21 protein-coding genes are annotated in these 20,526 nt (G+C 74.8%); 13 read left to right on the plus strand and 8 right to left on the minus strand.

Translation table 11 applies throughout. The annotated features are described in order from the left end of the window. Position 1 precedes the first annotated feature (1 nt). The 3 genes from ACRYR2_RS02320 to ACRYR2_RS02330 form a co-directional block, all read right to left on the minus strand. Positions 2 to 685 (minus strand): Clp protease N-terminal domain-containing protein, encoded by a 684-nt coding sequence (locus ACRYR2_RS02320; protein ID WP_432561205.1) that lies wholly within the window; start codon positions 683 to 685, stop codon positions 2 to 4. Positions 686 to 757: 72 nt separating this feature from the next. Next, entirely contained in the window at positions 758 to 1,258 is a 501-nt protein-coding gene (locus ACRYR2_RS02325; RefSeq protein ID WP_432561206.1) for a 2'-5' RNA ligase family protein, read from the minus strand. Then, positions 1,255 to 1,503: a hypothetical protein gene (locus ACRYR2_RS02330; protein WP_432561207.1), complete on the minus strand. Its 249-nt coding sequence runs from the start codon at positions 1,501 to 1,503 to the stop codon at positions 1,255 to 1,257. The genes ACRYR2_RS02325 and ACRYR2_RS02330 overlap by 4 nt, the downstream gene beginning before the upstream one ends. Positions 1,504 to 1,594: 91 nt before the next feature. Between ACRYR2_RS02330 and ACRYR2_RS02335 the strand changes: the two genes are divergently transcribed. After that, the gene (locus ACRYR2_RS02335; protein ID WP_432561208.1) at positions 1,595 to 2,209 is read left to right on the plus strand and encodes a copper resistance CopC family protein; all 615 of its coding nucleotides are present in this window, start codon (positions 1,595 to 1,597) and stop codon (positions 2,207 to 2,209) included. Here ACRYR2_RS02335 and ACRYR2_RS02340 read toward each other — a convergent pair. Further along, positions 2,181 to 3,395: an MFS transporter gene (locus ACRYR2_RS02340; protein WP_432561209.1), complete on the minus strand. Its 1,215-nt coding sequence runs from the start codon at positions 3,393 to 3,395 to the stop codon at positions 2,181 to 2,183. The two genes, ACRYR2_RS02335 and ACRYR2_RS02340, sit on opposite strands and share 29 nt — an antisense overlap. 139 nt (positions 3,396 to 3,534) lie before the next feature. Between ACRYR2_RS02340 and ACRYR2_RS02345 the strand changes: the two genes are divergently transcribed. Next, on the plus strand, positions 3,535 to 4,731 hold the full coding sequence (locus ACRYR2_RS02345) for a glycoside hydrolase family 76 protein (RefSeq protein WP_432561210.1): 1,197 nt from the start codon (positions 3,535 to 3,537) through the stop codon (positions 4,729 to 4,731). Between the two features lie 70 nt (positions 4,732 to 4,801). On the opposite strand, the gene ACRYR2_RS02350 is transcribed toward ACRYR2_RS02345, so the two are convergent. After that, positions 4,802 to 5,428 (minus strand): superoxide dismutase, encoded by a 627-nt coding sequence (locus tag ACRYR2_RS02350; protein WP_432561211.1) that lies wholly within the window; start codon positions 5,426 to 5,428, stop codon positions 4,802 to 4,804. Positions 5,429 to 5,687: 259 nt separating this feature from the next. Between ACRYR2_RS02350 and ACRYR2_RS02355 the strand changes: the two genes are divergently transcribed. The 4 genes from ACRYR2_RS02355 to ACRYR2_RS02370 all read left to right on the plus strand — a co-directional run bounded on the left by ACRYR2_RS02355 (position 5,688) and on the right by ACRYR2_RS02370 (position 8,956). Continuing rightward, positions 5,688 to 6,413, plus strand: a complete 726-nt coding sequence (locus ACRYR2_RS02355) for an HAD family hydrolase (protein WP_432561212.1) — start codon at positions 5,688 to 5,690, stop codon at positions 6,411 to 6,413. 109 nt (positions 6,414 to 6,522) lie between these two features. After that, a complete protein-coding gene (locus ACRYR2_RS02360) occupies positions 6,523 to 6,906 on the plus strand; it encodes a cold-shock protein (RefSeq protein ID WP_432561213.1) in 384 nt (127 codons plus the stop codon). After that, positions 6,903 to 7,787, plus strand: coding sequence for a DUF3027 domain-containing protein (locus ACRYR2_RS02365; protein ID WP_432561214.1), 885 nt, complete (start codon positions 6,903 to 6,905; stop codon positions 7,785 to 7,787). Before ACRYR2_RS02360 ends, ACRYR2_RS02365 begins: the two co-directional genes overlap by 4 nt. Before the next feature lie 194 nt (positions 7,788 to 7,981). Then, positions 7,982 to 8,956: a sacsin N-terminal ATP-binding-like domain-containing protein gene (locus tag ACRYR2_RS02370; RefSeq protein WP_432561215.1), complete on the plus strand. Its 975-nt coding sequence runs from the start codon at positions 7,982 to 7,984 to the stop codon at positions 8,954 to 8,956. 1,939 nt (positions 8,957 to 10,895) lie between these two features. On the opposite strand, the gene ACRYR2_RS02375 is transcribed toward ACRYR2_RS02370, so the two are convergent. Continuing rightward, positions 10,896 to 11,147 (minus strand): DUF2530 domain-containing protein, encoded by a 252-nt coding sequence (locus ACRYR2_RS02375; RefSeq protein ID WP_432561216.1) that lies wholly within the window; start codon positions 11,145 to 11,147, stop codon positions 10,896 to 10,898. 19 nt (positions 11,148 to 11,166) lie between these two features. On the opposite strand from ACRYR2_RS02375, the gene ACRYR2_RS02380 reads away from it, so the two are divergent. After that, complete coding sequence (locus tag ACRYR2_RS02380) at positions 11,167 to 11,919, plus strand: SDR family NAD(P)-dependent oxidoreductase (RefSeq protein ID WP_432561217.1); 753 nt, start codon at positions 11,167 to 11,169, stop codon at positions 11,917 to 11,919. Positions 11,920 to 11,997: 78 nt separating this feature from the next. Beyond that, positions 11,998 to 13,218: an aminotransferase-like domain-containing protein gene (locus ACRYR2_RS02385; protein ID WP_432561373.1), complete on the plus strand. Its 1,221-nt coding sequence runs from the start codon at positions 11,998 to 12,000 to the stop codon at positions 13,216 to 13,218. Here the strand turns inward: ACRYR2_RS02385 and ACRYR2_RS02390 are convergent. Then, entirely contained in the window at positions 13,207 to 15,495 is a 2,289-nt protein-coding gene (locus ACRYR2_RS02390; RefSeq protein ID WP_432561218.1) for a putative bifunctional diguanylate cyclase/phosphodiesterase, read from the minus strand. The two genes, ACRYR2_RS02385 and ACRYR2_RS02390, sit on opposite strands and share 12 nt — an antisense overlap. 163 nt (positions 15,496 to 15,658) lie before the next feature. On the opposite strand from ACRYR2_RS02390, the gene ACRYR2_RS02395 reads away from it, so the two are divergent. From ACRYR2_RS02395 to ACRYR2_RS02415, 5 genes are all read left to right on the plus strand, one after another. After that, a complete protein-coding gene (locus ACRYR2_RS02395) occupies positions 15,659 to 16,153 on the plus strand; it encodes a MarR family winged helix-turn-helix transcriptional regulator (RefSeq protein ID WP_432561219.1) in 495 nt (164 codons plus the stop codon). Next, positions 16,150 to 17,451, plus strand: a complete 1,302-nt coding sequence (locus ACRYR2_RS02400; RefSeq protein ID WP_432561220.1) for an MFS transporter — start codon at positions 16,150 to 16,152, stop codon at positions 17,449 to 17,451. The genes ACRYR2_RS02395 and ACRYR2_RS02400 overlap by 4 nt, the downstream gene beginning before the upstream one ends. Before the next feature lie 28 nt (positions 17,452 to 17,479). Continuing rightward, entirely contained in the window at positions 17,480 to 18,010 is a 531-nt protein-coding gene (locus ACRYR2_RS02405) for a pyridoxamine 5'-phosphate oxidase family protein (RefSeq protein WP_432561221.1), read from the plus strand. Between the two features lie 2 nt (positions 18,011 to 18,012). Next, positions 18,013 to 18,822: an alpha/beta fold hydrolase gene (locus ACRYR2_RS02410; protein WP_432561222.1), complete on the plus strand. Its 810-nt coding sequence runs from the start codon at positions 18,013 to 18,015 to the stop codon at positions 18,820 to 18,822. A gap of 223 nt (positions 18,823 to 19,045) precedes the next feature. Further along, positions 19,046 to 20,227 carry a class I SAM-dependent methyltransferase gene (locus ACRYR2_RS02415; RefSeq protein ID WP_432561223.1) on the plus strand — a complete coding sequence of 394 codons (1,182 nt, stop codon included), beginning with the start codon at positions 19,046 to 19,048 and terminating at the stop codon, positions 20,225 to 20,227. Here the strand turns inward: ACRYR2_RS02415 and ACRYR2_RS02420 are convergent. Beyond that, positions 20,212 to 20,511, minus strand: a complete 300-nt coding sequence (locus ACRYR2_RS02420; protein WP_432561224.1) for a DUF1540 domain-containing protein — start codon at positions 20,509 to 20,511, stop codon at positions 20,212 to 20,214. The two genes, ACRYR2_RS02415 and ACRYR2_RS02420, sit on opposite strands and share 16 nt — an antisense overlap. Positions 20,512 to 20,526: the final 15 nt, after the last annotated feature.

Raw genomic sequence — 20,526 nt, forward strand, 5'->3', positions numbered from 1 at the left:
CCTACCCGACATCCTCCGCGCGGACCCCGAGCCCGGCCAGCACGCCGGTCCCGTCCTCGACGGCCAGGACCGCGAGCAGCACGTGGACGGCGTCGACGTGCTCGGCCCCGAGCCGCTGCGCCTGCGTGAAGGTCTGCTCCAGCACGGCGCGGGCCTGGGCGTCGAACGGGATGAGCGCGGGAACCTCCGCGGCCGCCGGGGCGAGCGAGGCCTGCGCGACCCGCCGCACCTCCTCCACGGACACACCCTGCGCCGCGGCGGCCTGGGCGGCGACGCCGTCGGGGTCGGCGAACAGCGCCAGCAACAGGTGCGGCACGCCGATGGTGTCGTTGCCGGCCTCGCGGGCCCGTTCCTGCGCGCCGACGACGGTCGCGCGGGCGGCGTCGGTGAACCGGCTGAACCCCTGGCTGGGGTCCAGCGGCGAAGGCCCGCCCTCCTCACGGGTCACGAAGCGCTTCTGCGCGGCCTGCCGGGTCACGCCCATGCTCACCCCGATCTGCGACCAGGAGGCACCGGAGCGGCGGGCCTGGTCGACGAAGTGGCCGATGAGCGCGTCGGCCACCTCCCCGAGGTGGTCACCGAGGACGACGGCGTCGCTGAGCCGGTCGAGGGGTTCGTCGTGGCGTCCGGCGATCGTCCGGATGAGGTCGTCGAGGCGGACGAGGGCCGAGGGGGAATCCGTCATGCGTCAACCGTAGGTTGACACCGAGAAGAACGTCAACCTACGGTTGACGACGAGGCGGCTGGCCGGAGGGGCTCAACCACCGAACGGCACGACCTCCACGAGTTCCCACGGCCCGCCCGCGTAGCGGTGCACGGCCAGCCCGAGCAGCGCGAGCGGCCACGGCGCGAACCCGCTCGACAGGTCCGCGACCGTGGCGCGGGCCAGCGCCGGGTCGACGAAGTTCTGCACGGTGACGTGCGGACGGAACCCCTGGGCGTCCTGCCGGGTCAGCCGGCCCGCGAAGGCGCCGGCGATCGCGGCCCGGGCCTGCCCGAGACCCGGCGAGTCCACCACCAGCGCCGCCCCCCGGCCGAGCGAGCGGACGCCGGTCACCCCGGCCGCCGGCGCCGGGCGGGCGCACGCCGCGCGCACCGCCGCGAGGACCTCCCCCGGCGCGTCGGCGGGCAGGGCGTGGAACAGCGTCAGGTGCGCCGGCAACTGGTTGCGCTCGGGCGGGAAGAACCTGCGGCGCAAGGCGTCCAGCGACTGCTGCGACTGCTCGTCGAACGCGGCGCTGACGATGAGCGGGTTCACGCGAAGGCGACGGCCGTGCCGAGGACACCCGACGCCAGGCACAGCACGGACAGCGCCAGCGCCGCCGTCCACCAGCCGCGGTCGGGGTGCCCGGACCGCAGGGCACGCACGCCGAGCACGAGGACGACGAGTCCCATGACGACGGCCAGCGGGGCGAAGGCCAGCGAGACGACCAGGCCCGCGGCGGACGCGACCACCCCGCCGATCGCGCCGGTGTTCGTGGGCTGGACCTTCTGCTGCTGCACGCCCCCACTGTGCCACCCCGGGCCCGGACCGGCCCGGGCCCGTCCACGACACGGTGTAGGAGGTCGGGTCACCGCTCCGTAGGCTGGCTCCGTGCCGACCACCACCACCTCGACCACCTCGACCACCGCCCGCACCGTCCGCGCGACGGGCAGCCGCCTGTCGGCGCTCGCCCTGGCCGGCCTCGTCGGCCTCGCCGCACCGGTGGTCCTGGCGGGTCCGGCCACCGCGCACGACCGGCTGGAGTCGACCGACCCGGCCGCGGACTCGGTCCTGGACGTCGCGCCGGACAGCATCACGCTGACGATGTCGTCGACCCCGCTGGCCCTCGGCACCCGGGTCCAGGTCACCGCCCCCGACAGCAGCGTCGTCTCGACCGGCGAACCGCAGATCGTCGACGAGACCATCACCCAGCCGCTCACCGGCGCCCGGCCGGCCGGGACCTACCAGGTGCAGTGGCGGGTGACGTCCTCGGACGGGCACCCGATCGACGGCACGTTCTCGTTCACCACCGACGGTGCGGTGGGAACCCCCACGACGGAGGCCCCCACGACGGAGGCCCCCGCCGCGAGCAGCGCCGCCTCCCCCGACCCGGCGACCGCGGTCGCCGACTCCGGCAACGGCACGCTCATCGGCATCGCGGCCGCCGTCGTCGTCGTGCTCGGCGGGATCGGCGGCCTCATCGGCTACCGGCGCCGGCAGCGCTGACGTCCCCGCCGGGCGACCGGCGCTCCAGCCGCAGGTCGACCAGCCACACCAGGATCGTCAGCACGCCGAACCCGGCCCCGACGGCCGTCACCACCGGCCAGCCACCGGCACCCCACGCGGCCGACCCGACGGCCGAGCCCAGCGCCCCGCCGGCGAAGTACGTCGTCATGTAGACGGAGTTCAGCCGGGCGCGCGCGTCCGGGCGCAGCGGGTAGACGACGTTCTGGTTCGACACGTGCACGGCCTGCAGGAACATGTCCACCAGGCCGAACCCGAGGACGAACAGCACCAGGGACGTCAGCCACGTCGAGGCCGACAACCCCAGCAGCCCCCACGTCGTGACGAGCCCGACCGCCCCGATCCCCGTCGCCCACTGCCCCCGGCCGGCGTCGGCCATCCGGCCCGCGGCCGTCGCCATGAGCGCTCCCGCGACGCCGGACAGGCCGACGAGGCCGATCTGCAGGTCCGACAGCCCGAACCGGGGCCCGGCCAACTGGAAGGTCATCGTCGCGAACAGCACCGAGACCCCGGCGAACCCCAGACCGCCGAGCAGGGCGCGGGTGCGCAGCCGGGGCAGTTCGGCCACCAGCCGCGCCCCCGAGGCCAGCGTCGCCAGGTAGCCGCCGACCGCGTGCGGGGCGCTGCGCGGCAGCCGGCGCCCCAGCACCAGCGCGATGAGGACCAGGGCCACCGCGACGACGGCGTAGGGCGCGTGCCAGCCCGCCACCTCGGCGATCGCGCCGGACACGCTGCGCGCCAGCAGGGCGCCGATGAGCAACCCGCTCATGACGGTCCCGACCGCCCGGCCCGCGCGGCCGGGTTCGGCCAGTTCGGCCGCGAACGGCACGAGGATCTGCGCGGCGACGGAGAACAGTCCCGCGACGGCGGTGCCCACCGCCAGCGCCCAGTAGTCCGGCGCCAGCGCGCACAGCGCGTGGCCGGCGGCGGCCAGCAGCGCCAGGACGACGAGCAGCCGCCGGCGTTCCAGCAGGTCCCCCAGCGGGACGACGAGCAGCAGGCCCAGGCCGTAGGACACCTGGGCGACGGTTACCAGACCCGCCGCCCGGCCGTCGGAGACGCCGAGGTCGCCGGCGATGGTGTCCAGCAACGGCTGGTTCACGTAGTTCCCGCCGACCGTCAGGCCCGTCGTGACGGCCATCAGGAGCAGGAGAGGTCGGGTCAGCACCCGGTCATCGTCCCCGTCGCCGGGTCGTCGTGTCGAAGCGGTCGGACGCCCACCTTCCCGCGAGCAACGGGTTGACGATCGCACACCGTGATGGGAACGTTCTCAGAACCACCCTCGACACCGTCGTCAGGAGAACTCCGTGCGTGCCCCGACCCGACGTTCCGTCCTCACCGGCCTGTCCGCCACGGCGGCCACCGGTCTGCTCACCGCCCCCGCCCACGCCACCTCCTCGTCGTCCGCGGCCGGTGGTGGCCCCTGGGCCCGGCGGGCCGCCGAGACCTGGCGGGCCCTGCTGGACCACTTCGCCGTCGACGACGGTTCCGGCCTGCTGCGCGAGCAGGTCCCGGCCGCCGAGGACGATCCCGAGTACTCCTACGAGTGGCCGTTCTCCCAGGCCCACGTCGCCGCGCTCGACCTCACCGGGATCCCCGGGACCGGCCGCAAGTACCGCGACGACCTGCGCGCCCTGGCTGCGGCGCAACAGCACTACTGGTCGCCGGCCGGCTCCACGGGACTGCCGGGTTTCGCCTCCGCGCCCCTGCCGCCGTACGCCTCGGGCGGGGACTTCTTCTACGACGACAACCTGTGGGTCGGGCTGCTGGACGTCCAGCAGTACGCCATGACGGGCGACCGCACGGCCCTGCGCGAGGCGCAGGCGATCTCCGACCTCGTCGACTCCGGCTGGGACACCGACGCCTCGCACGCCGCGCCCGGTGGGGTGTTCTGGACGCAGGCGCCGTGGAGCAGCGACCGGAACACCGTCTCGAACATGCCCGCCGCCGAACTGGACCTGCGGTTGTTCCAGTTCACCCGCGAGCGCCGGTACCTGGAACGCGCCCGGAAGTACCACGCGTGGACGAACCGGTACCTGCAGCGCGAGGACGGCCTGTACCACGACCACCTGGACCTCGAAGGGGTGGTCGAGACGACGGTCTGGTCCTACAACCAGGGCGTGCCCGTCGGGGTGAACGTGCTGCTGCACCTCCTCACCCGCGAACGGGAGCACCTGACCGAGGCCCGTCGCATCGCGGACGCCTCGCTGGCCTGGTTCGTCGACGGCGGCCGCCTCGACAGCCACCCGCCGTTCTTCAACTCCATCTGGTTCAAGAACCTGCTGCTGCTGGAGTCCGTCACGGGCGGGCACCGCTACCGCGACGCAATGGCGGCCTACGCCGAACGGATGTGGACCACGCGCCGCGACGCGGCGACCGGCCTGTTCGTCTTCCCCGACGGCGAGACGGGCGGGGCCACGACGATGCTGCTGCAGCAGGCCGCGATGGTGCAGGTGTTCGCGGTGCTGGCGTGGAACCGGAAGGACCACGGGTTGCTCTACTGACCCGCGGGGCCGGGCGGGACAGCACGAAGGGGTGGGACCGGACGGTCCCACCCCTTCGTCGGCACGGACCTCAGGCGGGGACGATGAGCCCGGAGGTCTGCGTGCGTGCCCGGTCGAAGCGCTGCTGGGCGTCGGCCCAGTTCACGACGTTCCACCACGCCTTGACGTAGTCGGGCTTGACGTTCTTGTAGTCCAGGTAGAACGCGTGCTCCCACATGTCGAGCATCACGATCGGCACCAGACCCAGCGCCAGGTTGCCCTGCTGGTCGTACAGCTGGACGTTGATGAGCTTCTGCCCGATCGAGTCCCAGGCCAGGATCGACCAGCCCGAGCCCTGGATGCCCAGCGCGGTGGCCGCGAAGTGCTTCTGGAAGCCGTCGAAGGAGCCGAAGTCGGCGTCGATCGCCGCGGCCAGCTCACCGGTCGGCTTGTCGCCGCCGTCCGGGGACAGGTTCGGCCAGAACACCGAGTGGTTGACGTGCCCACCGAGGTTGAACGCCAGGTTCTTCTCGTGCAGGTTCACCGTGGACAGGTCGTCCTTCGACCGTGCCTCGGCCAGCTTCTCCAGCGCGGTGTTCGCCCCGGCCACGTAGGTGGCGTGGTGCTTGTCGTGGTGCAGCTCCATGATCGCCCCGGAGATGTGGGGCTCGAGCGCGGAGTAGTCGTAGGGCAGATCCGGAAGGGTGTACTCAGCCATGCCTTCTCCTCGTCAGCGTCGTCGTGCGCGGGACGAGAGCCGGCGAACGGGTCCCGTCTCGCACCGTGACCCTTGCGCAGCCCCGGAAGGTGCGCAAGCGGCCGCCCGAAGCGTCTCACCGCGTGATCAAGGCACCGGCGCCGGGGTGGTGGTCCCGAGGGCCCGGAGGACCCGGAGGCCCCGGAGGCCCCGGAGGCCCCGGGCGGTCGTGGACGGTGAGGTGCGGGGGGCGGGGGCGCCCGGCACGTAGGGTCGGGGCATGAGCTCCGCGCCCGAGACCGCCTCCGGTCTCCCGACGCCGCCCTCGACCGCCTCCGCACCGGTGCCGGTCGTCGGGTTCGACCTCGACATGACGCTGGTCGACTCCAGCGACGGCATCGCCGCCACCCTGCGCGCGGTGCTGGCCGAGGTGGGGATCACGGTCACGGCCGCGGACACCTGGCCCTACGCCGGCATGCCGCTCGAGCTCATCCTGGCCGGGCTGGCCCCCGGCACCCCCGCGGCCCGGCTGGAGGCGATGGCCGCGCGCTACCGGCAGCTGTACCCGTCCCTGGGCATCGCCTCGGTGCGCCCCTATCCGGCCGCGGCCGCCGCGCTGGCCGCACCGGCGGCCCACGGGGGGCGCAGCCTCGTGGTCAGCGCCAAGCACACGCCGAACGTGCACCGCGTGCTGTCGGTGGCCGGCCTGGCCGGGGCGGTCGCCGAGGCGGACGTCACCGGTGACCTGTTCGCCGAGGACAAGGGCCGCCGGCTGGCCGAGCTCGGCGCGACGGCCTACGTGGGCGACCACCCGGGTGACGTGCGGGCGGCGAAGGTGGCCGGCGCGGTCCCGGTCGCCGTGACGACCGGCTCGCACGACGCCGCGGCGCTGCTCGAGGCCGGGGCCGAGGTCGTGCTGCCGGGCCTGGAGGCGTTCGGCGACTGGCTCACCTCGCACGTGGCCCAGTTGGGCGACAGCGCGCGCCCGGTCCCCTCGCCCCGTTAACCTGGGAGGGACCGTCGTCGCCCGAGACGACTCTCAGACACTGAACGCACACCCGCCGGTGCGCGCGGCCCGCCCGCAGCGCCCGGCACCGCAACTGGAGAAGGTTCCCGTGCCGACTGGCAAGGTCAAGTGGTTCGACGCCGACAAGGGGTTCGGCTTCCTCGCCGCCGAGGACGGCGCCGAAGTGTTCGTGCACGCCTCCGCGCTGCCCGCGGGCACCACGACGCTGTCCAAGGGCAGCCGCGTGGAGTTCGGCGTCGTGCAGGGCAAGAACGGCACGCAGGCGCTGTCGGTGCGGCTGCTGGACCCGGTCCACTCCGTGGCCCGCGCGACCCGCAAGAAGCCCGAGGACATGGTCCCGATCGTCGAGGACCTCATCAAGCTGCTCGACGGCGTCTCCGGCTCCCTGCGCCGCGGGCGCTACCCCGAGAAGGGCGGTGCGCAGAAGATCGCCACCGTGCTGCGGGCCGTCGCCGACGACTTCGAGGCGTGAGCGTGTCCGAGGAGACGATCACCACCGCACCCGCCCCCAAGGCCCGCCGCGCCCGCAAGCCCACGCTCGACGCCGCGGCCGCGGGCGCGGTGGACCTGGCCCGCGCGGCCGCCGAGGAGATCGCCGAGCCGGGCACCGTCGGGGAGCACCTCGAGGCGCGCGCCGAGGGCGACCGCCTGGTCAGCCACACCTTCGCCTGCCTGCTGCCCGGCTACCGCGGGTGGCGCTGGACGGTCACCGTGACCCGCGCCTCCCGGGCGCGCAACGTCACCGTCAACGAGGTCTGCCTGCTGCCCGGCGACGACGCGCTGCAGCCGCCGCAGTGGCTGCCGTGGGCGCAGCGTCTGGCCCCCGGGGACGTCGGGCCGCAGGACACGTTGCCGCGCAAGGCCGACGACCCGCTGCTGGAGCAGGGCTTCGAGGCCACCGGCGACGAGGACCTCGACCAGCTGGCGATCTACGAGCTGGGCCTGGGCCGCGAGCGCGTGCTGTCCCCGCTGGGCCGGGACGAGGCCGCGACCCGCTGGTACGAGGGCGACCGCGGCCCCAGGACGGAGATCGCCGAGAACGCCAAGGGGCAGTGCTCGACCTGCGGGTTCTTCCTGGCCGTCGCGGGCTCGCTGCGGCAGGTGTTCGGGGTGTGCGCCAACGAGTGGTCACCCGAGGACGGCCGGGTCGTCAGCGTCGACCACGGCTGCGGCGCGCACAGCGAGACCGACGTCGAGGTCACCGCCGAGGAGCCGGCCCGTCCGCTCATCGACGACCTGTCCCCCGACGGGCTCGAGGTCGTCGGCCTCGAGGCACCCACCGGGGACGCCAGGGACGCCGTGGGCCCCGACGAACCCGTCGAGCTGGACGCGGTGGCGGAGGGCGGCCGCTGAGCGTTCCGGCGCCCAGCTCCGACCCGTTCGACACCGCCGGGCTGCGCGGGCGGGTCCTGGCGGCGTGGAACGACTCCCCCGCCCGGCTGCGCGAGGACGCCAACGCCGAGGAGGACGCCGCCCTCGGCTCCTACCGGGACCGGCTCGTCGTCGAACTGGCCCAGAACGCCGCCGACGCCGCGGCCGCGGCCGACGTGCAGGGCCGGCTGCGACTCACCCTGCGCGAGGACCCGGACGGCGGCCCGGGGCGGCTGCTGGCCGCCAACACCGGCGCCCCGTTGTCGGCCGCGGGCGTGCAGGCCCTCGCCTCGCTGCGCGCGAGCGCCAAGCGTGACCCCGACCAGCCGTCCGTCGGCCGCTTCGGCGTGGGTTTCGCCGCCGTCCTGGCCGTCACCGACGACCCCGCGCTCCGTTCGGCCACGGGGACGGTCCGCTTCTCCCGCGCCGACTCCGCAGAACTGGTGCGGACCGCCGGCAGCGCCGGCGCCACGGCCGAGCTCGCCGCGCGCGACGGGCACGTCGCCGCGCTGCGGCTGCCGTTCCCCGCCCCGCACGCCCCCGCCGTCCCGGCCGGCTACGACACCGTCGTCGACCTGCCGCTGCGCGACGCCGCGGCCCGCACGCTCGTCGAGGCGCTGCTGGCCGACCTGCTCGCCGGGACCGGTGACGTCCTGCTGCTCGCGCTGCCGGCGCTGACCGAGATCGTCGTCGACCTGCCCGGCCGGCCCGCGCAGCGCATCGCCGACCTCGCCGACCGCTGGCGCGTGCTGCGCCGCACCGGCCGCTTCGCGCCCGCCGACCTGGCCGACCGCGGGGTCGAGGACCGGCGCCGGCCGGGGTGGACGCTGACGTGGGCCCTCCCGGTGGGCGGCTCGGGGGTGGGAACCGTTGTCCGGCGCTGGCGTCGTGTGCGCACCGACCCCCACCGACGAGGACCTGCCGTGGCCGGCGTTGCTGGTGGCCACGTTCCCGCTCGGCCCGGACCGGCGCCGGATCGCCCCGGGCCAGGCGACCGAGGTGCTCCTCGACGCCGCCGCCGACGCCTACGGCGACCTGCTGGCCGAGGTGGCCGCCGAGGGCGGGGACGCCCTGAGGCTGCTGCCGTACGGCGCGGCGGCCGGCCGGGTCGACGCCGAACTGCGCCGCAGGGTCCTGGACCGGGCCCGTGACGTGCCGCTGCTGCTGTGCGTCGAACGGGCCGACGGGGCACCGATCCCGGTCCGGCCGAGCTCGGCGGTCGCCCTGACCGGCCCCGGAGCCGACGACCCGGACCTGCTGCAGGCCCTGGCGCCGGCGCTGGCGGGGCTGGTGGCCGCCCCGCGCGGCAGCGACCGGCTGCTCACCGAGCTCGGCGTCACCCGCCTGGGGCTGGCCGAGGTGCTCGACGTGCTGCCCGGTCAGGACGCCGCGGGCAGCCGGGCGCTGTTCACGGCGCTGGCCCCGCTGACGGCGGCCGATCCGGTGGCGCGGGAGGCCGTGAGCGGGCTGCCGGTGCCGCTGCTGGACGGCCGCCGCGTGCACGGCGTCCGCGGAACGGTGCTGCTCGACGACCCCGACGCGCTGAGCGCCGAGGCGGCCGGGGTGTTCGCCGGGTTCGGCCTGCGGATCGTCGACCCGGCGGTCTCGCAGGGGCCGGCGCGTGACCTGCTGGTGCGGCTGGGCGCCCGTGAGGGCGGCGCCTGGGCGGTGCTGACCGACCCCGCCGTCCGCGCCGCCGTCGCCGCCTCCCCCGACGCCGAGGACCCCGACGCCGTCGCCGAGGCGGTGCTGGAGCTGCTCGCCGCGGTGGTCGGCGCCGGATCCGGTGCCCGGGTGAGGCGTGAACTGCCGTGGCTGGCGGACCTGGCCCTGCCCGACGAGGAGGACGAACTCGCGCCCGCGGGGGCACTGGTGCTGCCCGGGACCCTGGCCGCCCGCGCCCTGGACCCCGACGAGGTCGCCCCCGTCGCGCCGGACCTGCTGCAGGAGTGGGGGCCGGACGTCCTGCGGGCCGCGGGTGTGCTGGCCGGCCCGGCCGTCGTCGACCTGCCCGAGCTCGACCTCACCGACCCCGGGACGGCCGCCGAGACCGGACTGGCCGGTTTCGGGCAGTACGTCGAGGAGGTCTGGGCCGACGTCCTCGACGAACCCCTCGCGGGCACGAGCGTCGACGCCGTGAGCGTCGTGCGCGACCTCGACCTGGTGGTCGAGGCCTGGCCGGATGTCCTGGCGGCGCTCGCGGCCTCCCTCGAGGGGCTGCGCGCGCTGACCGCGCCGTGGGTCCTGGGGCGGCACCGGCGCCCGGGTCTGGTCGCCTGGTGGTTGCGCCGGTCCGGTCCGCTGCCGGAGGTCTCCCGCGACCGCGCGGGCAGCGCCCCGCACTGGCTGCCGGCGGCACCGCCGTGGACGGCCGGGCTGCCCGACACCGCCCGGCGCGCCCTGGGGGTGCTGCCCGACCTGGCGGCCGCCGGCGTGGCCGACCTGCCCGCGCTGCTGTCCCGCAGCGCCCGGCACCTGCCGTCCGGGGCCGAGCTGCTGACCGTGTGGAGCGTGCTGGGCCGCCTCGCTGCTGATGCGACACCCGTTGCGCTGCACCACCTCGCGGCTCTGGACGAGAACGGGACCGTCGTGACGGCCGACGCCGGTGACGTCGTGGTCGCGGACTCACCGCTGTGGGCGCAGCGCACCGACCTCGGCCCGCGCGTCCTCGTCCCGGCCGCGGTCGCCGAGACGGTCGCCGACCTCCTCGACCTCGACCTCGCCTCCGACCGGGCGGACGGAGAGCTGCAGCACCCGGCGGGCACGGAGCACGCCGTTCCCGCGGCCGCGACCGCCCTGGTCCCCGGTCTCGCGCCGACGTGGACGCAGGTCGCCGAGCTGCGTTGCGACGGCGAGCCCGTGCGGTTCTGGGTGCTCGACGGTCAGGTGCTGGCCACGTCGGCGGAGGCGGCCGCCGACGGCCTGGCGCACGTCGCGGGGGCCTGGTGGGCGCGCACCGCGCTGGCGCGGCTGCTCGCCGGTGACGATCCCGCCACCGTGCTCACCGTCGAACTCCCCGGCCTCCCCCAGCCCTGAGACCCACCCGTGGTCCCGCAGGAACTCCCGGCGGGCTCACGACGGAGGACGGGGTCAGCGGCGCGTGCGGCGGTGGACGTGGGCCAGTCCGATCAGCCCGAGCGCGATCCCGGCGATGCAGGACTCCAGCCAGCGACCCTCCCCGGTGCTGCGGACCTCGGGGACGGCGATGGCCACGACGAGCAGCACCGTCCAGGCCCCCAGGCCGACGAGCACCGCGCGACGGTCGTCGGTCCGCAGCGGCGGGGGCGGCGGTTTGGCCTTGGACGGGGGCAGGAACAGCGGCACGGGGCCAGTGTCCTGCATCCCGGGACGATCTGCTGGGATGACGGGCATGGCCGACAACAGCACCCCCCAGCGCACCGCCCTCGTCACCGGCGCCAGCAGCGGGATCGGCGCCGCCACCGTGCGGGCGCTGGCCGCGGCTGGTTTCCGCACGATCGCGGCGGCGCGCCGGGTGGAACGCCTGGAGCAGCTGGCGCAGGAGGTCGGCGGCCGGGCCGTCGAACTCGACGTGACCGACGCCGACTCCGTGGCCGCGATGGCCGCGCAGGTCGGCGACGTCGACGTCGTGGTCCACTCGGCCGGTGGGGCGTTCGGCACCGACCGGATCGAGGACGGCGACCCCGAGGGCTGGAAGGCCATGTACGACGTCAACGTGGTGGGCCTCCTGCGCGTGCACCAGGCCCTGCTGCCGGGGATGCGCCGCGGCGGCAACGGGCACGTCGTCGTCCTGGGTTCCATCGCCGGTTTCGAGGTCTACCCCGGCGGCGGCGGCTACACGGCCGTGAAGCACGGTGTGAACGCGGTGTGCCGCACGATGCGCCAGGAACTGCTCGGCGAACCGGTCCGGGTGACCGAGATCGCCCCCGGCATGGTCGAGACGGAGTTCTCCCTCGTCCGGCTGGGTTCGCAGGAGGCGGCGGACGAGGTCTACCAGGGGCTCACCCCGCTGACCGCGGACGACGTCGCCGACGTCATCGCGTTCGCGGTGACCCGCCCGCCGCACGTCGACCTCGACAAGGTCGTGCTGCGCCCGATCGCCCAGGCCGACGCCGCGCACGTGCACCGGGGGTAGACTCCCGCACCGAACGCTCCTCACCCCGGCCGCGTGGAACCCGTTGGCCGCGACGTCACCCTCGTCGCGGCGCGGCGGATCGAAACCGTCCCCGTGCCCGAGGAGTTCGTCGTGACCACCACCACCCCGCCGTTGAGCAGCCGGTTGTCCGGTGTCCGGTCCTCCCCGGTGCGTGAACTGCTGGCGCTGGTGTCCAACCCCGACGTCATCTCCTTCGCCGGTGGACTGCCCGCGCCGGAACTGTTCGACGCGGACGGTCTGCGGGAGGCCTACGTGCGGGCGCTGTCGGGGACGGCCGCGCGCCGCAACCTGCAGTACGCCGCGACCGAGGGCGATCCGCGTCTGCGCGAACTCGTCGCGGACCGGCTCACCCGGCGCGGGCTGCCGACCGCGCCGGACGACCTGCTCATCACGACCGGTTCGCAGCAGGCGCTGACGTTGCTGACGACCGCGCTGCTGGACCCGGGCGCGGTCGTCGCCGTCGAGGAACCGAGCTACCTGGCTGCGCTGCAGTCGTTCTCCCTCGCCGGGGCACAGGTGGCCGGGGTCGCCGGCGACGCGGACGGGATCGACCCGGACGCCGTCGAGGAGGTGTTCCGCACCCGGCGGCCGGCGGTGCTGTACCTGGTGCCGAACTTCGCGAACCCCACCGGCCGGACGCTGAGCGCGGCGCGGCGGGCACGCGTCGCCGAACTCGCCGCCGAGTTCGGGGTCTGGGTCGTCGAGGACGACCCGTACGGGGAACTGCGCTACTCCGGGCAGCCCGTCGCACCGCTGGCCGCGCACCCGGCGGCGGCGGCGAACACCGTCCACCTGGGCAGCTTCTCCAAGATCGGTGCGCCCGGGCTGCGGCTGGGCTGGGCACGACTGCCGCGCGAACTGCGTCCGGCGGTGGTCGTCGCCAAGCAGGCCGCTGATCTGCAGACCTCCACGGTCGACCAAGCCGCGGCCGCGGAGTACCTCGCGGTGACCGACCTCGACGCCCACGTCGCGCGGGTCGTGGTGGCCTACCGCGAGCGCCGGGACGCGATGCTCGCGGCGCTGGAGCGGGAACTCCCGGCCGGAGCGCGGTCCTCGCGGCCGGACGGCGGGATGTTCACCTGGGTGGAACTGCCCTCCGTCGCCGACACCGCGCGCCTGCTGCCGGCGGCGCTGGCCGCGGGCGTCGCGTTCGTCCCGGGCGCGTCGTTCTTCGCGGGGCAGGCGAACTCCTGCACGCTGCGGCTGTCGTTCACGACGCACTCCCCCGACCGCACCGCCGAGGGAGTCGCCCGGCTGGGGCGCGTGCTACGCCAGTGATCCGAAGGGCAGCAGACCGGCGTCCACGGGCCGGCCGAACAGGTAGCCCTGCGCCCGGTCGCAGCCCATGTCGCGCAGCATCTGCGCCTGCAGCTCGGTCTCGACCCCTTCGGCCGTGACCACCATGCCGTGCGCGTGGGCGAGGCTGATGAGCGCCTCGACGACGGCCTCGGCGCGGTCGGAGGAGCCCAGCGGCCGGACGAAGCTCATGTCGATCTTCAGGAAGCTCAACGGGAACCGGTCGAGGTAGGACAGCGAGGAGTACCCGGTCCCGAAGTCGTCCAGGCCGACGCGGGCGCCGATGCTGCGCAGTTCGCCCAGGCTGGCCCGGGTGGAGGTCGACAGGTCGATGAGCGTGCGTTCGGTGACCTCGGCGAGCAGCGAACTGCCGGCGGCGCCGGTGGACTCGACGCTGTGCGCCAGCCGGTGGGCGAAGGCGGGGTGCTCCAGCGTCTTGCCCGAGACGTTGAACGAGACCTGCAGGCCGACCCCCTCGCGGCGCCACTCCCGCAGTTGCCGCAGGACCTCCCCGAGCACCCAGGTGTCGACGTCGACGATGAGGCCGGTGTCCTCGGCGGTGTCGACGAAGTACTTCGGTTCCAGGACTCCCTCGACGGGGTCGTCGAGGCGGACGAGGGCCTCGGCGGCGACGAGTTCGCGGTTGCGCAGGTCGACGATGGGCTGCCAGACGACGCGCAGGCCGTCGGTGCGCAGGGCCCGGCGCACGCGGTGCTCGGCGACGTGCCGGGCGTGGGCCTCGTCGCGCATGGCCGAGTCGTACATGGCCACCCGGTCCCGGCCGCCGTCCTTGGCCCGGTACAGCGCCATGTCGGCGCTGCGGAACAGGTCGTCGGCGGTGCCCTCGTGGCCGACGGCGATGCCGGCGCTGGAGGTGCACACGAAGGGTTCTGGCAGTCCGGGCAGCAGCATGGGTGAGCGCAGCCGGCGGATGATGCCCTGGGCCATGGTGGCCGCCCCCTCGGGGCGGTTGACCCCCGGCACCATGACGACGAACTCGTCGCCGCCCAGGCGGGCCAGCGTGGCACCGGGCGGGGCGGCGTCCTCCAGGCGGACGGCCACCTGCCGCAGCAGGGCGTCGCCGATCTGGTGCCCGAGGGTGTCGTTGACCAGCTTGAAGCGGTCGAGGTCGAGCAGGACGAGCGCGACGGCGTCGGTGGGGGTGGCGTTCTCCAGCGCCTGGGCCAGGCGGGTCTCCAGCACCGACCGGTTGGCCAGCCCCGTGAGGGAGTCGCACTGCGCCAGCCGCACGAGTTCGCCGCTGGACTTCTCCCCCGCCGAGACGTCGAGCACGAGGCCCTGCACGACGCTGGAGCTCGTCGTGGCCAGCGGGACGCTCATGCCGAGGAAGGTGCGCTCGGTGCCGTCGGCCGAGGCGACCCGGAAGGGGTAGGGGGCCGAGGTCCCGGCGTGCGCGGCGGGGTCCTCCACGCCGGTGAACGGGCCGCGGTCGTCGGGGTGGACGCGCAGCCGCCAGGTCTGCAGGTCCGGGTCGGGTTCGCCGGCGCCCATGCCGAGCATCTCGCGCAGCCGGTCGTCGAGCGCGACCACGCCGGTGGCCGGGTCCCAGGACCAGGAGCCGAGGCCGGCCAGGCGCAGCGCGCCGGACAGCAGCAGCTGGGTGCTGGCCGACTCGCGCTCGAAGCGCTGGGCCTGCGCCGTGGCGACGATGGCGCGCCAGGCCGCCCCGGCCGCCGCGGCCAGCAGCTCCAGCTGGCCGGGGGCCTCGGGCCAGGTCGGGTCGGGCACTCCCCAGACGGCCAGCCGGGGGGCCCGGGGGTGGCCGGGGACCAGTTCGACGACTGCGGACGGTGACATCCGGGTGAGGTCGCTGCCGGTCAGCCGACGTCCCGGGACCAGCAGCAGGTCGCCCCGGGCGGCCAGGACCTCCAGCTCACGGTGCCGCGAGCGCGCGACGGTCTCCAGCAGCAGCACGCGCTGGTGCCCGGCCGCGTGGACCTCGGCGACCAGTTCCTCGGCGAGGGCTGCGGGGTCGGCGCACTCGGCGAACCGGCGCTGGGCGCGCAGGAGGCCGCCACCCGGGCCGTTCTGCGTCGTCACCTCGAGTTCCCGGTTCCCGGCCGGGATCGAGGCGACCCGGGGGTCGAGGTCGACCGCGAGGTCGCCGTCGAAGGCCACGGCCGCCGAGGAGGCGGTGCGGGCCTGCACCGCCTCGTCCGCCTCCGCCACCGCGGCGGCCGCCCGCTCCAGCGCCCGACGAGCCCGCCGGGTGGCTGACGCCGCTGAGGAACCACTCACTCGACCGCTCCACCCTCCGCGCCACGGGTCGTGAACCACCCGTACTTCCATCACGCAACGTGACCGACTCTAACCCCCCGTAGACGTTCTTGGTAGGGGATCGAGTGTCGACGCCGAATCGTTGCCATTGGTAATTAGCACGACTAACGACTACCGTGGTCCCGTGCCCCCCGCCGACACCGCGTCCGCCCCCGCACCCGGCACCGGCTCCGACACCGGACCCGCTGCCCGGGGGCTGACCTCGCTGGACCAGCTCGCCGTCGAACTGCGGATCTCGTTGCTGCGCACCGCCCGGCGGCTGCGTGCGCAGAAGTCCCTGGACGAACTCACCGACGGTCAGTTCTCCGTCCTGGCCCAGCTGTTCACCCAGGGCCCGCGCACCCCCGGCGAACTCGCCGAGGCCGAGCACGTGCGGCCGCCGTCGATGACCCGCACCATCGCCGGCCTCGTCGAGGCGGGACTGGTGGCCCGCACCGACCACCCCGACGACGGGCGGCAGGTGCTCATCTCGGTGACCGACGCCGGCCGCACGGTCGTGGAGGACACCCGCGCCCGCCGCGCCGCCTGGCTGAGCCGGCGGCTGGAGACGCTGTCCGAGGCCGAGCGCGCCACGCTCGCCGAGGCCGCGAGGATCCTGCGCACGGTGATCAGCGAATGACGGCGATCAGCGCGAGCCGGACCTTCCGCTCCCTGCGGCACCGCGACTACCGGCTGTGGGCCAGCGGCGCCATCGTGTCCAACACCGGCACGTGGATGCAGCGCGTCGCCCAGGACTGGCTGGTCATCCAGGTCCTGACGGACGGGTCCGGAACGGCCGGCGGCATCACCACCGGTCTGCAGTTCGGCCCGATCCTGCTGCTGGCCCCCCTGGCCGGCACCATCGCCGACCGCTTCCCGCAGCGGCGCACGCTGATGACGACCCAGGCCGCGATGGGGCTGTTGGGCCTGGTCCTGGCCGTCCTGGTGATGTCGGGCCACGCCCAGTTGTGGCACGTGTACGTCCTGGCCGTGCTGCTGGGCTGCGCCTCGGCCATCGACGGCCCGGTGCGCCAGACGTTCGTCGGCCAGCTCGTCCCACCCGAGGACCTGCCCAACGCGATCGGCCTGAACTCGGCGTCCTTCAACTCCGCCCGGCTCATCGGCCCGGCCCTGGCCGGCGTGCTGATCGCCTGGATCGGCACCGGCCCGGTGTTCCTGCTCAACGCGCTGTCGTTCATCGCGCCCATGATCACGCTGCACCTCATGCGGCCCGCCGATCCCGTGCCCCGCACCAGGCCCGCCAAGGGCGCCGGCAGCATGCGCGAGGGGATCCGCTACGTCCGGGCCCGGCCGGACCTGCTGGCGATCTTCGCGCTGGTGGCCGTCGTCGGGACGTTCGGGCTGAACTTCCAGCTGACCAGCGCCCTCATGACCAGCGTGGAGTACGGGACCGACTCGGCCGGGTACGGCCTGGCCGGCACCGTGCTGGCCGTCGGGTCGCTGGCCGGCGCCCTCGTGGCCGCCCGCCGCGAACGCCCCCGCTACCGCCTCGTGGTCGGCGCCGCCGCCGCGTTCGGCGTGCTGGCCTCCGTGGCCGCGCTGATGCCGACCTACGCGCTCTACCTGCTCGTGCTGCCGTTCATGGGACTGGCCTCCCTGACGCTCATGACGGCCGCCAACGCGACGGTGCAGATGAGCACCGAACCGGGCATGCGCGGCCGGGTCATGGCGATGTACATGTCGCTCATGCAGGGCGGAACCGTCGTCGGCGGACCGGTCGTGGGCTGGATGGGCACCGAGTTCGGCCCGTCGTGGTCGATCCTCGTCGGCTCCATCCCCTCGGTCCTGGTCGCGGTCGCCGTCGGGATCTTCCTGCTGCGGCACGCCAGGGTCCGGGTGCGCTACTCGTTCCGCAGCAGCCCGCACCTGCGTCTGGTTCCCGCCAGGAACGACGAGCGCGACACCGCGGCCGCCTAGTTCCGCCCCCACCCGGGGTCAGCACCACATGGAGACGAAGAACCTCGCCGACCTGCACGGGGCGCCGCCCGTGGACTGGAAGTTCGTGACGACCCGCCTCGAGCGCGGGGTGGACCAGGTCCCCGGAACCTCCGGACCGGGCCGGCACACGTTCTGGCTCACGACGCTCAACCCCGACGGCAGCCCGCACGTGACGGGTCTGGGGGCGCTGTGGGTCCACGACACGTTCTGGTTCGAGACCGGCGGGAGGACCCGCAAGGGCCGCAACCTGGCCCGCGATCCGCGGTGCGCCCTGAGCGTGTCCACCGACGAGTTCGACCTCGTGGCCGAGGGTCGCGCCGCCGTCGTCGAGGACCCCGGGCAGGTGGCCGACCTGGCCGCCCGGTGGGCCGCCGACGGCTGGCCGTGCAGCGTCGACGCGTCCGGGACCGCCCTGACCGCGGAGTTCAGCGCACCGTCGGCGGGCCGGCCGCCGTGGCAGGTCCACCGGATGGAGATCACCTCCGCGACCGCCCTGCAGATCCCCGAGCCCTACGGCTGCACCCGCTGGAGGTTCTGACCGTGTCCACGACCGAGCCCACGCCCCAGCCCACGACCGACCCGCGCGCCGGGTACGTGGACCTCGACGGCGTGCCCACCTGGGTGGAGCGCTCCGGCCCGCAGGACGGGACCCCCGTCGTGCTGCTGCACGGCGGGATGCTCGACTCGCGCACGTTCGCCACCAACCTGGCCCGCCTGCGCGAGCAGCACCCGGTCGTGACGGCCGACCGCCGCGGCCACGGCCGGACCCCGGACGCGCCGGGCCCCATCAGCTACGACCTGATGGCCCGGGACACCGTGACCCTGCTCGAGACGGTCTGCCGCACACCGGTCCACCTGGTCGGCTTCAGCGACGGCGCGGTCGTGGCGCTGCTGGTGGCGTTGCGCCGGCCCGACCTGGTGCACGACCTCGTCCTGGTCAGCGGGGTCTTCGCCCGCGAGGGCTGGCTCGTCGCCCCCGATCCCGACGCCCCCACCGACGTCCCGCAGGTGCTCGTCGACGCCTACGCCGAGGTCTCCCCCGACGGCCGGGACCACTTCGGCGTCGTCGCGGCCAAGCTCGCGCAGATGTCGTCCGAGGACCTGGGCGTCACCCCCGCCGACCTGTCGCGGCTGACCTGCCGCACGCTCGTCGTGTCCGCCGACGACGACATCGTGCCGCTGGAGCACACCCTGGAGCTGTACCGGTCGCTGCCGGACGGCGACCTGGCCGTGGTGCCGCACACCTCCCACGCGCTGCTCACCGAACGCCCCGACCTGCTCCTGCAGCTCGTGCGCGAGTTCCTGGCCGGCCCGCCGGCGCCCACCACCATCCCGGTCCGGCGGGCGTGACCGGAGCGGTCGCGCCGCAGAACCCTTCCCCGAGCCGGTTCACGGCGGGTAGCTGTGCATGATCACGGCAGCGTGAACCCGCCCGCGCAGCACCTCGCACCGAACCCACCGTGATCATGCACTTCGGTGATCATGCACAGCCAGACGTCCTCGCGCCGGGCCGGAGCGGCGTCGTGGTCGTCACGGGTTCGGCACCCCGGCGCGGCGAGGGAGAATGGAGCACGTGCCCACCGACCTGACCACCGCCCTCGCCGACGTCCGCGCCCTGCTGCTCGACACCGAGCACCTGGCGCGCGCGGTCGCGGCGGGGCGCCGCAAGGGGCTGGAACCGCCTGCGGCAGAACGCGTCGAGGTCCGGCCGGTGCGCCTGAAGAACGGGCCGCACCTGCAGTTCACCGCGCGGACCGGCCCGGTCGTGACGACGCGCAACGTCCCGGTCGGCGAGGCCGGCCCCGCGGTCGACGACCTACTGGCCCAGCCCTACGGCAACCTGCACGTCGACACCGCGACCGAGGTCGTCCAGGTGCGGATCACCAAGAAGGGCGACGCCCAGGTCCACCGCGCCGCGACCTCGCAGGAGGCCGGCCCGCGTCAGCACGACCGGGCCAAGCAGCGCCTGGTCGACCCCGACGACCCGCTGTTCCGCGTCCTGGGCGCCGGCGGGGACAAGCGCCGCCAGGTCGAGGCCTTCGTGCGCCAGCTCGCCCCGCTCACCCCGCCGCTGCTGGCGGGAGCGGGGGCGCAGCTGCGCGCCGTCGACCTGGGGTGCGGCAACGCCTACCTGACGTTCGCGGCGCACCGCTGGCTGGGCGAGCAGGCCCGTGCGGCCGGCAAGGACCTGGTGACCGTCGGGGTCGACGTGCGCGAGGACGTCGTCGCGACCGGTCGCGAGGCCGCCGCCGAGGCCGCCCTGCCCGGGCTGCGGTTCGCCGTCGGCTCCATCGCCGGCGCCGAGCCGTTCACCGGTGAGCAGCCGGACGTGGTCATGGCCCTGCACGCCTGCGACACCGCCACGGACGAGGCGCTGGCCCGGGCCGTGCGCTGGGGCGCGCCGCTGGTGCTGGCCGCGCCGTGCTGCCACCGCGACGTGCAGCGTCAGCTCGACGGGAACAGGACGCCGCTGGTCCGGCACGCGATCCTGCGCGAGCGGTTCGCCGACGTCCTCACCGACGCGCTGCGCGCGCTCGTGCTGCAGCTGCTGGGGTACCGGGTCGAGGTCGTGGAGTTCATCGACTCCGCGCACACGCCGCGCAACGCCATGATCCGCGCGGTGCGCGTCGGGACGCCCAACGGCTCACGTCGCGCCGAACTGCTCGCCGAGTACGAGGAGCTGACCGGGACGTGGGGCGTGGAACCAGCGCTGGCGCGGATGCTCGCCGAGGAGCTGGCTCAGGCGGCGCTGTAGGTCAGGCAGCGCGTCTCGCCCGACTCCGCCGTGCCGACGTCGATCCTCGCCGCGTGGCAGGTGAGGTCGTCGTTGTGCACGCAGTCGCCGAGCTGGCAGGCCCCGACGTGACCGTCGGTGGTCGGCTTGTGCTTGGTCGGGATGCCCAGGAACGTCGCGCAGTGGTTCGCGCCGTGGTCGCCCACGGTGATCGCCGGCGCGTGGCACGCCGTCGAGGCGTTGAAGGTGCACCCCTCGACGGAGCACTGGTGGATCGGGGTGAGGTCCAGGTTCACGGTCGCCATGCGTTCGAAAGTAAC

The sequence above is a fragment of the Kineococcus deserti genome, assembly GCF_050871945.1.
GTDB lineage: Bacteria > Actinomycetota > Actinomycetes > Actinomycetales > Kineococcaceae > Kineococcus.